At 69.2% G+C, this 13,280-nt stretch carries 8 protein-coding genes and 3 pseudogenes; 7 read left to right on the plus strand and 4 right to left on the minus strand.

Features of this window, described 5'->3' with window-relative positions; all coding sequences use genetic code 11:
• Positions 1–1,038 precede the first annotated feature (1,038 nt).
• From Scani_RS13045 to Scani_RS40845, 3 genes are all read left to right on the plus strand, one after another.
• Positions 1,039–3,132, plus strand: coding sequence for a bifunctional polysaccharide deacetylase/glycosyltransferase family 2 protein (locus Scani_RS13045; protein ID WP_159474161.1), 2,094 nt, complete (start codon positions 1,039–1,041; stop codon positions 3,130–3,132).
• A gap of 17 nt (positions 3,133–3,149) precedes the next feature.
• Positions 3,150–4,430: an LCP family protein gene (locus Scani_RS13050; protein ID WP_159474164.1), complete on the plus strand. Its 1,281-nt coding sequence runs from the start codon at positions 3,150–3,152 to the stop codon at positions 4,428–4,430.
• A 179-nt stretch (positions 4,431–4,609) separates the two neighbouring features.
• Complete coding sequence (locus Scani_RS40845; RefSeq protein WP_246295744.1) at positions 4,610–4,786, plus strand: hypothetical protein; 177 nt, start codon at positions 4,610–4,612, stop codon at positions 4,784–4,786.
• 232 nt (positions 4,787–5,018) lie between these two features.
• On the opposite strand, the pseudogene Scani_RS42110 reads toward Scani_RS40845, so the two are convergent.
• Positions 5,019–5,102 (minus strand): annotated as a pseudogene (locus Scani_RS42110) (hypothetical protein); the annotation flags it as partial.
• A 164-nt stretch (positions 5,103–5,266) separates the two neighbouring features.
• On the opposite strand from Scani_RS42110, the gene Scani_RS13060 reads away from it, so the two are divergent.
• Positions 5,267–6,160 (plus strand): methyltransferase domain-containing protein, encoded by an 894-nt coding sequence (locus tag Scani_RS13060; RefSeq protein ID WP_159474166.1) that lies wholly within the window; start codon positions 5,267–5,269, stop codon positions 6,158–6,160.
• A gap of 272 nt (positions 6,161–6,432) precedes the next feature.
• On the opposite strand, the gene katG is transcribed toward Scani_RS13060, so the two are convergent.
• Positions 6,433–8,622 (minus strand): catalase/peroxidase HPI, encoded by a 2,190-nt coding sequence (katG, locus tag Scani_RS13065; protein ID WP_159474168.1) that lies wholly within the window; start codon positions 8,620–8,622, stop codon positions 6,433–6,435.
• Between the two features lie 1,194 nt (positions 8,623–9,816).
• On the opposite strand from katG, the gene Scani_RS13070 reads away from it, so the two are divergent.
• Positions 9,817–10,461 (plus strand): LysE family translocator, encoded by a 645-nt coding sequence (locus tag Scani_RS13070; protein WP_159474170.1) that lies wholly within the window; start codon positions 9,817–9,819, stop codon positions 10,459–10,461.
• 40 nt (positions 10,462–10,501) lie between these two features.
• Positions 10,502–10,857 (plus strand): annotated as a pseudogene (locus Scani_RS13075) (transposase family protein); the annotation flags it as partial.
• A gap of 168 nt (positions 10,858–11,025) precedes the next feature.
• Here the strand turns inward: Scani_RS13075 and Scani_RS42115 are convergent.
• Both Scani_RS42115 and Scani_RS13085 read right to left on the minus strand, forming a co-directional pair.
• Positions 11,026–11,634 (minus strand): annotated as a pseudogene (locus Scani_RS42115) (hypothetical protein); the annotation flags it as partial.
• 82 nt (positions 11,635–11,716) lie between these two features.
• Positions 11,717–12,457, minus strand: coding sequence for a class I SAM-dependent methyltransferase (locus Scani_RS13085; protein ID WP_159474173.1), 741 nt, complete (start codon positions 12,455–12,457; stop codon positions 11,717–11,719).
• Between the two features lie 661 nt (positions 12,458–13,118).
• Here Scani_RS13085 and Scani_RS13090 point away from each other — a divergent pair.
• A complete protein-coding gene (locus Scani_RS13090; RefSeq protein ID WP_159474175.1) occupies positions 13,119–13,259 on the plus strand; it encodes a hypothetical protein in 141 nt (46 codons plus the stop codon).
• Positions 13,260–13,280: the final 21 nt, after the last annotated feature.

Here is a 13,280-nt window from a genome sequence, read left to right on the forward strand (position 1 = left end):
AAGGGCGCGCGGTCGCACGCGATCGCAACCGTGAGCCACCAGGAACCCGTTGTACCGCGGCCGGAAGGTGGTCGACCGACCACAACCGGGGGTACGCCGCAACATTCGGCCACGACCGGGACGAGGCAGCCCCCCTGTTCCCACTCGCTGCGACTGCCGCCCGACGGCGCGTACGCCATCGCCGGAGCGGGAATGCGCCCACCGCTCCCCGCCCCTGGCCACTTGCCCCAAAAACGCACCGTATCGCCAATGAGCTGAGCAATTGTCCGAAGCCGCCATCGGAGGCGTGAGTTACTTCACAGTACGAGTCGGTGGTCAGGGGCTGCGGGAACGGGGTCGAGGAGGTGATCAGGCCTTAAGTGAACCACTGGCGGTCGCGAATAGGGATGTTGACGAATGAGAGGGCAATGACGGGGTAGGAGTAAGATCCTTGCTGTGCCGACTTCGCCTCCGCCACCGGACAGGGAACGCACCGGCAAAGCACTGGCCGAACTCGCTCTTCTCCTTTGCGTATATATGGCTACACTCACGCTCCATGCGAACCGCTACCCCCCACAGCATTCGCCCCGGTAAGCAGCGTAATCGTCCCGTATTCGTCGACACCTCAGGCAGGCGTCGACGCTTCGTAGGACGGGCAGCGTTGACCGTTGGGTGCATGTGTACCGGTTATCTCGTACTTCTCGCCATCGTGTTCGGCGGTCTCCTGCAACCCGGCACAAAGCCGGCGCAGGGAAGGGCCAATCCGCTCCCGGAGCGCGCCGGACACCATCACCCCGGCAGTCCGGGCGGCCACCGTCGACCGGCGCCGTCCGGAGCCCACGGGTCAACTGTGCCCGTGAGCCACCACATCCCCCGGGCCCCCACGCCCGCCGACCCCACCCCTGCCCCGTGAGAAAAGCCGGACCGGACAGGCCCGCCCACTGGGTGTGAAGCCTCTCCGGCCCTCGAGTCGCTGTTCGCCCGCGCTTGGCACCCCTGTGTGCCGGCGCGGGCGATCGCCTCGCGCACGGCTTGCATCTTCTACGGAAAGGGCTCCACGTGGCCTTGACAGGGCAGGGGCGGCACGCGCTGCGTCACCCCCCATACCGACACTGGTTCCTCCTGCTGCTGATCCTCCCCATCATCGGCATCTCGCTGCTCTTCGAAGGCTGGACGACCCATGAGGTCGACGGAGCGCGGAAGCGGTTTGCCTGTACCGCCCCCATACCGAGATCCGCGGACAACGGCGATCCGGTGCTGCGCGTCACCGGCGACGGCACCGAGACCGCGCGGATGCCGCACCGTACCGCCGCGCTCACCTTCGACGGGGGACCCGACCCCGTATGGACACCACGGCTGCTCGACCTGCTTCGGGCACACCACGCACATGCGACCTTCTTCCTCTACGGAGCCCAGGCCGCACGCCATCCGGACCTGGTGCGAAGGATCCACGACGAGGGCCATGAGATCGGCTCGTACACGTACACCGGCGGCGACTTGGGCAGCGCCTCGCGCCTCCGCTCCCACTTGGAGTTGTCCCTCACCCAGTCCGCCCTCGCGGGAGCCGCGGCGGTCAACACCCGGCTGTTGCGGCTGCCGCACACCACCACTGCCGACACGATGTGCGGCGCCGAATGGTCGGCCGCGCAACGCGCCTCCGACCAGGGCTACTTGCTGGTCGCCGCCACCGGCCACTCCCGTAAGCCACCGCAGGGCGTGGTACGGCAGTACAGCCACACCTCTCTGGGCTACCAGGAGGCGGCGAAGCTGCTGGCCGATCCGGAGGTGGGACGGTTCACCACCGTCACCGAAGGGCTCGGCCGGTCCCCGCTCACCACGCCGGCCTCTCTGCCGCAGCGGATCCAGGGCCGGGCGCTGATCTGGACACAATCCGTAGGGCACACCTTCACGCAGTTCATGACCTGGGCGCTGGGCATCGCGGGCGGACTGGGCATGCTCCGGCTGGTGCTGCTCGCGTGCCTCGCCCGCGTCCATGCGCGACGCCGGCACCGGTCCGGTTCGCCCTGGCCGCACGAGGTGACCGAGCCGGTGACGGTGCTGGTGCCCGCGTACAACGAAGAGGCGGGCATCGAGGCCACGGTGCGCTCGCTCCTCGCCTCCACCTACCGGGACCTGCAGATCATCGTCATCGACGACGGCTCGACGGACCGGACCGTGCAGATCGCCCGGGACATCACCGACCCGCGGGTGACCGTGGTGCAGCAGCCCAACTCCGGTAAACCCAGGGCGCTCACCACGGGCCTGAGCTACGCGCGTAGCGAGATCATCGTCATGGTCGACGCGGACACGGTCTTCGAACCGGATGCCCTCCACCACCTCGTCCAGCCCCTCGCCGACCCGACGGTCGGTGCGGTCAGCGGCAACACCAAGGTGGGCAACCGGCGTCGGCTGCTCGGCAGGTGGCAGCACCTCGAATACGTCCTCGGGTTCAACCTGGACCGGCGGATGTTCGAGGTGCTGGAGTGCATGCCGACGGTGCCCGGCGCCATCGGCGCCTTCCGCAAGGACGCACTGACGGCCATCGGCGGCATCAGTGACGACACGCTCGCCGAGGACACCGACCTCACCATGGCGTTGTGGCGAATGGGCCGGCGCGTGGTCTACGAGGAGCGGGCCATCGCCTGGACCGAAGTGCCCGACACCTTCGAGCAGTTGTGGCGGCAGCGCTACCGCTGGTGCTACGGAACGCTGCAGTCGATGTGGAAGCACCGTCACGCGGTGGTCGAAGTCGGGCCGGCCGGGCGCTTCGGCCGCCGCGGTCTGACGTATCTCGCCCTTTTCCAGATCGTCCTTCCGCTGTTCGCGCCGGTCGTCGATGTCTACGCCCTGTACGGGCTGTGCTTCGGCGACACTCCGCAGGGCCTCGGGGTCTGGCTCGCCTTTCTCGCCGCTCAGATGGTCACCGCGGGGTATGCGCTGCGGCTGGACCACGAACGGCTCCGTGTGCTGTGGGCCCTGCCGCTCCAACTGTTCGTCTACCGGCAGATGCTGTACCTCGTGGTCATCCAGTCCGTGACCACCGCACTGCTCGGCACCCGCCTGAGGTGGCACCGCATGCACCGTTCCGGCACCGCCAACCAGCAACTGCTCAAGAGCCCCGTGCCGTCCCCCAGCAGCCTGTCGTCGAAGTGACCGAGGAGAGTGAGCACATGAGCAGCACGCTGGGCCCCCGCGCCGGCGGCACCTCCGCGGAAGGACCGGACGACCCCGACGCTTTCTCCGTGTTCGGAGAGGACCTCAGGACGACCGGGGACCGGCAGCACGTCCTGTCGTCCGCACCCCGGGACACCGGCACCCGAGCCGCCCCGGGAGGCGGCAGTGCGGAACCGGCTGCCGTCGGTGGCCGTACGGACCCGGGCGCGGCCGACAGCGGAACGGAACCCGGCACAGCCGACAGCGTCTTCGGCCACGTCCAAAGGCGCCCGGCCCACCGGGCCCGGCGCAAGCGGCCGCTGCGGCGGACGGCCCTGGCGCTGCTCGCCGGACTGGTGGCCCTCCTCGCAGGCACATATGCCTGGGCCGACGGCGACCTCAACAACACGGTCGATCTCGGCACGCCGGGGCGGCGCCACCCGACCGGACAGGGCACCAACTACCTCCTCGTCGGGTCCGACAGCCGCGATGGTCTCACCGACCGGGAGAAACAGGAGCTGCACACCGGATCGGCCGGCGGCCGGCGTACGGACTCGATGATCCTGCTGCACACCGGCGCCGGCGGCACCTCGATGGTGAGCCTGCCGCGCGACTCGTGGCTGACCATCCCCGCCTACACGAGCCCCATGACCGGCAAGCGTCACGGCGCGGCCAAGAACAAGCTGAATGCCGCGTTCGCGCTCGGGGGCCCCAAGATGCTCGTGAACACGATCGAGCACAACACCGGCCTGACGATCGACCACTACGTGGAGGTCGGCTTCGCGGGCTTCGTCAATCTCGTCGACGCGGTCGGCGGTGTCCCGATGTGCCTCGACCGCAACCTCAAGGACGAGAAGTCGGGCGCCGATTTCCGGAAGGGCTGCCATACCCTCGATGGCCGGGCGGCGCTCGCCTTCGTCCGCCAGCGCCACCAAGAGGCCCACGGCGACCTGGGCCGCACCCGTAACCAGCAGCGGTTCCTCTCGGCCCTCGCCCACCGGGCCGCGGCGCCGGGGACGCTGATCAACCCGTTCGCGGTGTACTCGGCCCTCGACGCCGGACTGGACACGCTCCTCGTCGACCGGGACACCGGCCTGCTGGACATCGCCTCGATGTTCCAGGCGATCCGCGGGGTCACCGGCGGGCACGGCAAGCAGGTCAACGTCCCTGTGGCCCGGCTCGGCTTTCCCACCTCCAAGGGCAGCGCCGTGCTCTGGGACAGGGCGCGGGCGAGGCAGCTGTTCAGCGATCTCCATGACGACCGGACGGTGCGTACCCCGGGAAGGGGGAACCGGTGAGATCCGGCCGGTGGAGCGCGGATGAGTCGGCGTCCACGGACAGCGGCGGCAGGCCCAGGCGCTCACGCCCCGTGTCGTAGAGGTCCCCGCGGACGCCGCCCGCCTCCCGGCCGGCGGCGTCAGTGCCGGTCCGGGCCCCCTGGGCGCGGACCGGCGCAGGCGGGTCGGCGATCCCGTCAGTGGCCGTGGTCGTGACCGGCACCGTGGCCACCGCCGTGGTCGCCGTGGCCGACGATCGTCCACGGACGCATCAGGACGTCGTCCTCGTGTTCGAGAAGGTGGCAGTGGTGGACGTATGTCGCCGGGAGCACGGCGCCGGTTCGGAAGCGACGCGATCGGATCCGTCGGCGGGCTGAATTCGCCCGTGATGATCCTGGCCACCGTCTCCGGATACGACTTGACGGTGTCCTTGTAGGACTGGGCCTCGTCCGGGTCCGGCGGAATCGGCGGGCCGGTGAAATAGTGCGCCAACACCGGCTTGTCCTCCGGTCTGCGGCCACCGCTGATCCACTTTTCGTAATCCTCCTGGTAGCCGGCCGCGTCGATCGGCTGCCTGTTCAACACCTGGAAGTTGACGAGGTGGACGTGCATCGGGTGGGCGCCGTGGTTGGGGTTGATGTACTCCCAGATCTCGGTCGAGCCCGCCTTGATGAAGTCCTGGGAAGGCTCCATGAACGGCACCGCGACTCTCGTTCTCTTCGGTCGCGCCGTGGTGGCCGAGTGGTCAGGGCTTCGGCGTAGTCGAGTGGTGTCCGGTTCATGAGGTCCTGGCTGTGTGAGGCATCCCTCCCCCGTCGTCGTGGCGCTGGTGGCCCGGGAAGGTCGACCATGTAGTCATGACCTCCTCGCCCCGCCCGCCGCACGTCGGTGGCCGACCGGATCCGACAGACGGCACTACCGCGCTCGGTGGAGAGTCCACTCCCGCCCGCGGTTACCTGCTGGACAACGCGCGCGCCGAGGCGGGCGAGCGATTCGTCTGGCTGGCCGAGCTGTTCGACGGTGTGACGCGCGGGCACTTCGATCGACTGGGGGTCAGGGCCGGCTCGCGCTGCTGGGAAGTGGGGGCCGGTGGCCCCAGTATCCCGGAGGCGCTCGCGGCGGCCGTCGGTCCGACCGGGCACGTGCTGACCACGGACATCGACCCGTCGTGGCTGAAGGCAGGCGACGGGTACGAGGTGCGCCGGCACGACGTCGCCGCTGATCCGCCCCCGGAGCCGGGGACGTTCGATCTGGTGCACGCCCGGCTCGTGCTGGTCCATGTGCCCGACCGGGCCCGGGCGTTGGCCACGATGGCGGCAGCGCTACGGCCCGGCGGCTGGCTGCTGATCGAGGACGCCGATACCGCTCTGCAGCCACTGGCATGCCTGGACGACAGCGGCCCTGCGCAGCGGCGGGCCAACCGGCTGCGCGACGCGGTCCGGGAGCTGCTGAGACGCCGCGGCGCGGACCTGCGCTACGGCCGGACACTGCCGCGGGCCTTGCGTGAGGCCGGCTTGGTAGATGTCGCCGCGCGGGGCTCTTTCCCGGTCGGCGGTCCGGCCTGCGACCGGCTGGAGGCGGCGACCATCCGGCACGTGCGCGGCGAGCTGCTCGCGGCCGGCCTGGCCGACGATGCCGAGATCGACGCGCACCTGGCCGCCATCCACGCGGGCGAACTCGACCTGACACTCGCGCCGCTGATCTCGGCCTGGGGACGCCGTCCAGCCGAGCCCCCTCCGGCACTCGGTTAGGTGCGGATCCCGGCGTTGTCCGACCTGCCCACAGCGCTGTTCGTCGAGGGAGGGCAGGCAGCTCGTTCAGGTGCGCGCTGCGCGTCCGCCGCAACGCGCACGACCCACGCCGTCCTACTCGGACTCACGTGATCACGAAACGCACATCACACGACTGCTCCGAAGCCCTGGCCAGTGGTCGCGGAGGGTGCCCTCATGGACCGCTCGCCGCCGCCCCGACCGTCCGGAGGATGTCCCGGTCGGCCGATGTGTGGCCGACCGGGACATCGGGCTCAGGCGAGGTCGAACCGGTCGAGGTTCATCACCTTGTCCCAGGCCGCCACGAAGTCACGCACGAACTTCTCCCCCGCGTCCTGGGACGCGTAGACCTCCGAGACGGCTCGGAGCTGGGAGTGCGAACCGAAGATGAGGTCGACCGCGGTGGCGGTCCACTTGACCTCGCCCGTGGCGCGATCCCGGCCTTCGAAGACGTTCTCCGCCGATGCCGACGTCTTCCACTCCGTACCCATGTCGAGCAGGTTGATGAAGAAGTCGTTGGTCAGTGTCTCCGGCCGGTGCGTGAAGACGCCGTGGGGGCATCCTGCGTAGCCGGTGTTCAGGGCGCGCATACCGCCCATCAGCACCGTCATCTCGGGAGCGGTCAGCGTCAACAGGCTGGCGCGGTCCAGCAGGAGCGTCTCCGGTGACAGCTTCTCCCCCGCCCGCAGGTAGTTGCGGAATCCATCTGCCCGGGGTTCGAGCACGGCGAACGACTCCACGTCGGTCTGCTCCTGCGAGGCGTCCGTGCGCCCGGGTGCGAACGGGACGGTGATGTCGTGCCCCGCGTTCTTCGCGGCCTGCTCGACGGCCGCGCATCCGCCCAGGACGACCAGGTCGGCGAGGGACACCTTCCTTCCGCCGTGCTGCGAGCCGTTGAAGTCCTGCCGGATCCCTTCGAGGGTCTGCAGCACCTCGGCCACCTCGGGCCGGTCGTTGACCTCCCAGTCCTTTTGCGGCGCGAGGCGGATCCGTGCCCCGTTGGCCCCGCCACGCTTGTCGGTGCCGCGGAAGCTTCCCGCCGACGCCCAGGCGGTGGTCACCAGCTGGGAGACGGACAGTCCCGAGGCGAGGATCCTCTCCTTGAGGGCAGCGATGTCGTCCTCCGCGACCAGTTCGTGATCGACCGCGGGGACGGGGTCCTGCCACAGCTGCGGCTCGGGAATCCACGGGCCGAGGTAGCGCGAGACGGGGCCCATGTCGCGGTGCAGCAGCTTGTACCACGCCTTGGCGAACGCCACCGCGAGCTTGTCCGGGTTCTCGTGGAAGCTCTTCGCGATCGGTCCGTAGACCGGGTCGACCTTCAGCCCGAGGTCCGTCGTCAGCATCATGGGAGCGTGCCGCTTCGACGGGTCATGGGCATCCGGCACGGTGCCCTGGGCCGCGGAATCCTTGGGAGTCCACTGCTTCGCACCGGCCGGGCTCGTCGTCAGCTCCCAGTCGTACCGGAACAGATGGTCCAGGAACCCGTTGTCCCACTTCGTCGGCTCGGAGGTCCATGCGCCCTCCAGCCCACTGGTGAGCGCGTCGGCGCCCTTGCCGCTGCCGTACGTGTTGCTCCAGCCGAGGCCCTGCTGTTCGAGGGAGCCCGCCTCGGGCTCCGGGCCGATGTACGAGGGATCGACGGCACCATGGCACTTGCCGAACGTGTGTCCGCCGACGATGAGCGCCACCGTCTCCTCGTCGTTCATCGCCATCCGCCCGAAGGTCTCGCGGATGTCCCTGGCGGCAGCCATCGGATCCGGGTTGCCGTTGGGCCCCTCCGGATTGACGTAGATCAGCCCCATCTGCACGGCACCGAACGGGCCGGTGAGTTCCCTGTCGCCGGTGTAACGCTCGTCTCCGAGCCAGGTGTCCTCGGGGCCCCAGAAGATTTCCTCGGGTTCCCAGATGTCCTCCCGCCCGAAGCCGAACCCGAGCGTCTTGAACCCCATCGACTCCATGGCACAGTTGCCGGCGAAGACCAGAAGGTCGGCCCAGGAGATTTTCCGGCCGTACTTCTGCTTGACCGGCCAGAGCAAACGGCGCGCCTTGTCGAGGCTCGCGTTGTCCGGCCAGCTGTTGAGGGGGGCAAAGCGCTGAGCGCCGGCCCCGCCACCACCCCGGCCGTCGGCGATGCGGTACGTTCCCGCGGCGTGCCAGCTCATCCGGATGAAGAGCGGCCCGTAGTGGCCGTAGTCGGCAGGCCACCAGTCCTGCGACGTCTTCATCACCTCGAATACGTCGTGCTTCAGCGCGTCGACGTCGAGGGTCGAGAACTCTTCGGCGTAGGTGAAGTCCTCGTCCATCGGATTGGACCGGGACGAGTGCTGATGGAGAATCTGAAGGTCCAGCTGATTCGGCCACCAGTCCCGGTTCGTCCTGGGCCGAGTCGGCGTGGGGGCCGGGGAGGGGATTACCGGGTTCTCGCTTTCGCTGCCGGACACGTCCGTCCTTCTTCCTGTCTCGGTGTTTCCTTCGGCTGGCTGCTTGCTCTTGACGTTGGTTTGTTTCGTGGTGTCGAACACTGCGACCCGCGCTCGCAGCGCGCCATGGCGCCCGCCGGCTGGGAACCTCTGACCGGACCCGCGGCAGTCGACGCGGGCCACCGGCCGACGAGAACCCACCTCATGCACGACGCCGATGATCGATCCTGGGTCGGCGTCCGTATGGTCGCGCACCGCGGGCCGCACCGTTACGAGAACACGCTGAGCACCCCGCGTAACAAGCACTCAAAGCCCAAAGAAGGCGCGGTCGCACTCCGGCGAGTACGGCACCGGCTCCATCGAGCGAGGCTGCCGGCATGCCGAGCCCTCCCCCGACGGCGTGCCATGCGCCGCGCCCCTGAGGAACGCCCCGCCCCCATGGGAAGCCGCAACCCCGGCAAGGTCATCGGCGGCCCCGTCCTCCCTGGCCCGAGGCCGCCCCGCAGGAGACACTCCCGCATCCGGCCCTGTACGGCCCCTCCGGCTACGGGCTCGGCGCCGTCGGGCCGGTCGGCGATGAGGTCGCACGACACATCGGCGGGTTGCTCGCCGATCTGGGTGGCAGCGCCTTCAGCGCGAGGTGATGGTGGTGCGGCCACATAGTCGGATCGGTATCAGGTTCCAGGCGGAGGCGGTGGCCTCACACCAGTCGGTCTGTCGAGGCCTCGGGCCTCGGGCCTCGGGGCAAAGCTTGAGGCGGACCTCGTCGGCCAGTGCACCAGTACCGGGGTGGCCTCTCGCGACACTCGGGCGGCGTGGCCGGCCATGCCTGCGCACGCCCGGAGACTGACGGAGCATGGCCGACGGCGCGACAGGCTACTCACCGCGAGGGGTCACGGCGACGGGGGGCGTAGAGATGATGGCTCTCTTCGGCGCACCGGGTGGCAACGTCCTCGCCGCGGGCCTCCGCGGGCCTCCGCACCCGCCGCGCCCGCCGCTCAGGCCGCGACGCATCGGCCCTCCGCGGCACCGGGTCCAGCGTTTCCCAGTGGCCCCTTACGGAAGCCGAATGGCGAGCATGGAGGTACCGCGCGGCAGGCCGTATCCTGCGGTGGGCGAGGCAGGCGCTGCTCATGCACGCAGTCGTCCGTTGCAGCCGGGCGCCTCCCCACTCCGGGGTACCAGGTACCCGATGAACGACCAGGAGGTTGACCGGTGATCACTCCAGCCGCAGTGGGAGGAGTGGCTCTGGTCGAACTGGGCATGGCCCTGACTCCGGGACCGAACATGATCCACCTCGCATCCCGCGCGATCATCCAAGGCCCCAGGGCGGGCCTGGTCAGCCTCAGTGGGACCGCCGTGGGCTTCGTGTGCTACCTGTTGGCCGCGGCTGCGGGCCTCTCCGCGCTGTTCACCGCCGTGCCGTTGGCTTACACGGTGGTCAAGCTTGCCGGGGCCGCCTATCTGGCCTACCTCGCGTGGGGCATGCTCAAGCCGGGCGGGCGTTCGCCCTTCGCCCCGGACCGGGACCTGCCTCCGGTCTCCGATGCCCGACTGTTCTCGATGGGACTGCTGACCAACCTGCTCAACCCTAAGATCGCTCTGCTGTACGCCGCCCTACTGCCCCAGTTCCTGGACCCTCAGGCGGGTCCGGCCTCGGAGCAACTGCTCCAGCTCGGCGCTGTACAGATCATCGTGGGGGTCACTGTGAACGCTCTGATCATGCTGGGCGCAGCACGGGTGTCCGGATTTCTGGCCGCCCGGCCCCGCGTCATGACCGCCCAACGGTTCACGGCAGGCGGCTTGCTCGGCGTCTTCGCGCTGCGCACCGCGCTCTCCGATACCCCCGCCTCCACCTGAGGCCCTGCCTGCGTATCCGCAACGCCGCCGGCACCGCATCCCGGCCCGGCCCGGCTCAGGCGACGTGAGGGCCACCCCCATGGTCACCAACCACAAGGCTGCACGGACGCACGGCATCTTGGACGCCCGCGTGGAAGCTCGCGTGCCGTGCTTCGCGGACAAGGGCTACCGGGGCGCCGGCGGCACCATCCGCCTACCGTATTGGGGCCGCTGGGTGACGCTCTCCGCAGGCCGGCAAGCCGTCAACCGCTCACACCCCACGCTCCGCGCGCTCGTCGAGCGGGCCATGGCCACCCTCAAGTCATGGCGACTCTGCGCAAGCTGCGATGCTCCGCCAACGGCATCACCACCCTCGTCCAAGCCACCCTCACCCTGCACCTGGCCTACGCCAGCTGAGGCTGGAGAAAGCTCGATGACCACGGCGGCAGGAGGGCCAGTGCCACGCGCGGCACGGCTGACGGGGGCGTGACTTTGGGAGACAACTCCCAGGAGGGCGTCAGGGCCACTCGGACGCTTCCCTCCCTGCGCGGTGGAGCCACCGCGCAGCCGGACAGACAATGACGCGTGGGCGCTGAGCACGCCGCCGGCGCTGAGCACGATGTACATGCCGTTGGCGTCGAGGCCGACGTCGTGCCCCTTCGTCTCCAGCGTGGCGGCTACGCCGTCGTGGCCGATGATCTGCGCGCGGTACCGGAGTTCGCCGGCCTTCGTGACCTTCGCGGTCCAGCCGCCCGCGAGCTTGAAGGTGCCCGGTCCCTGGTGTCCGCCGCCCATCCAGGAGTGGACCTGGCCGTCCATCGTGAGCGTGACGAACATGTCGTTGGCGTCGAGCCCGTCGTCGTGCCCGTTGGTCTCCAGCGTGGCCAGGACCGAACCGCGGGCCACGATCTTGGCGCGGTAGTGCTGGTCGCCGAGCTGGGAGATCTCGGCCTTGCTGACGCCGTCCGCCAGGCGCTGGGTGCGCACCGGGGAAGCCGCCTTGCCAGCGTTGGTGACGTGCGCGCTGCCCGACTGCTTGCTCGCGATGCCCGCCTTGGCGCCGGTGCTCTGCAGGCCGGACCAGCCCGAGGCGGTGGACTCGGCGGCGGCCGAGTTCGCGTTCGTGTGGCCCGCGGACTTCGCGTCGGCGGCCTCCGAGCCGGAGCAGGCGGTCAGGGTGAGGCCGGCGGCAGCCCAAGGAGAACCCGAAGAGCCAGGCGTAGCGGCCTAGGCGTGTCCGGAGAGGGGATGCCTTCACGTCTCGGCGCGGCGGAACTTACGGTTTGTGGGTGACCCAGAGCAGTTCCGCTGGCCAGCGGTGTGCCCAGTCGGGTGGGTCGGTTTCGTTATAGCCGTTGGGTGTTCCGAGTTCGGGCCGCGGCTCGATGAGGTCGTCGATGATGAGACCCGCGCCGCGCAGAACCTTGACCCAGTCGCCGTAGGTGAGCTGATAGCTGGTCGCGCCGTCGCCTTCGGCGATGGTGTTCAGCCCGAAGTAGTCCTGCTGCAGCGTCGTGGTCACGCGGCTGGCGGCTTCGTCGTAGCAAGCTTCGAACCATGGGCTGGCGACGTTGAACACCAGGCGCCCGCCTCGGCCCAAGACGCGTGCGGCCTGCGGGACGGCCAGGTGCGGGGGCGCCCAGCTGAGCCCACCGAAGTCGCAGAACACCAGGTCGAAGCTGTCGGCGGCGAAGGGGAGTTGTTCGGCGGCGCCTTGCACCAGCGGGTAGCGGTCCGCTCCCATCGCGCGGGCCGCTGCGGCGAGTTGGGCTTCGGACAGGTCGAGCCCGACCACGGTGGCGCCCTCGGCGGCGAGCGCCCTGGACCACTGGCCGGCTCCGCAGCCGAGTTCGAGGACACGCTTGCCGGTGACGTCGCCCAGGGCGTGCAGGTGCTCGTCGGGGATGGAGTACATGCCCCACAGCCGGGGTGTGGCGCCGATTCGCGGGTCGTGCTTGTGCTGGTAGGCGCTGCTGATCTGGTTCCAGAGCCGCCGGTTGGCGGGGATGCTGTCCACGCGCCGACTCCAGCACTGCCTGCCGGGGGCGGTCAACACAATGAGGGCACTGGCCGGCCCTCGCCTCGGTCCGGCCCTGGCTCGGCCCATGATCCGCCGGACGAGCCCTAGATGAAGGGGCCGATGGGTATGCCGATCGCGAGCATGGGATCGCGAGGGCCCGCGATTTCGCCCCGCACATCCATCCGCTCCGACGGCGAACGTAGCCCGGGAGCGGTGAGTCGGAGTGCCGACAGGTATGGGTGGCCAGGAGCAGGTAGGCGTTGGGGGTGCGGGGCCCGCGGCGGCTGCGCCCGTGCCGGCAGTTGGTGCGGGGGCCCTCCGAGAGCGAAGTGTTCCCGCCGACTGAAACGGCCCGCACGGCAGTAAGCCGGCGCCACCTACCCCAGTGGGCCCACTAGCAGACGAAGAAACCTGCTCGCAGGAATTGCAGCCAAATCTCACGCTCTCGAAGGGCGACGCAGAGACGACCCTTCATCCCGCACCGCATCCTGAAACGATCGGTAACCCGCCCCTCACGGCGCACAATCATCAACGTTTAGCAAGTGTCGTGGAAACTATGGCTCGATGTATCGCTCGTGATCTTTCACACGTTTTCTCACAGTTATGAACAACAAGTAGTAGGAATGAAAGGGCAAGTTCCCTACTCGAGGAGTCATCGATGGCCAAGGTTTCCGCAGCACCCAAGAGCGAGTCTCACGCGGCCCGTCAGCCGAAGCGGATCGGATTCTCCGTGGAGACGGTGAAGACGGCCCAGGTCAAGAGCGTGCCGAACCTCGAAGTCGACCAGAAGGACGTGTAAGAGCAGGGGTCAAGTCACTGT

Origin of the sequence: Streptomyces caniferus (assembly GCF_009811555.1) — a bacterium.
GTDB classification, from domain to species: domain Bacteria; phylum Actinomycetota; class Actinomycetes; order Streptomycetales; family Streptomycetaceae; genus Streptomyces; species Streptomyces caniferus.

Excerpts from the sequence above, each read along its gene's own strand:
- Scani_RS13050 (WP_159474164.1), top strand. The coding sequence starts at position 3,150 with ATGAGCAGCACGCTGGGCCCCCGCGCCGGCGGCACCTCCGCGGAAGGA.
- Scani_RS13060 (WP_159474166.1), top strand. The coding sequence starts at position 5,267 with ATGACCTCCTCGCCCCGCCCGCCGCACGTCGGTGGCCGACCGGATCCG.
- Scani_RS13090 (WP_159474175.1), top strand. The coding sequence starts at position 13,119 with ATGGCCAAGGTTTCCGCAGCACCCAAGAGCGAGTCTCACGCGGCCCGT.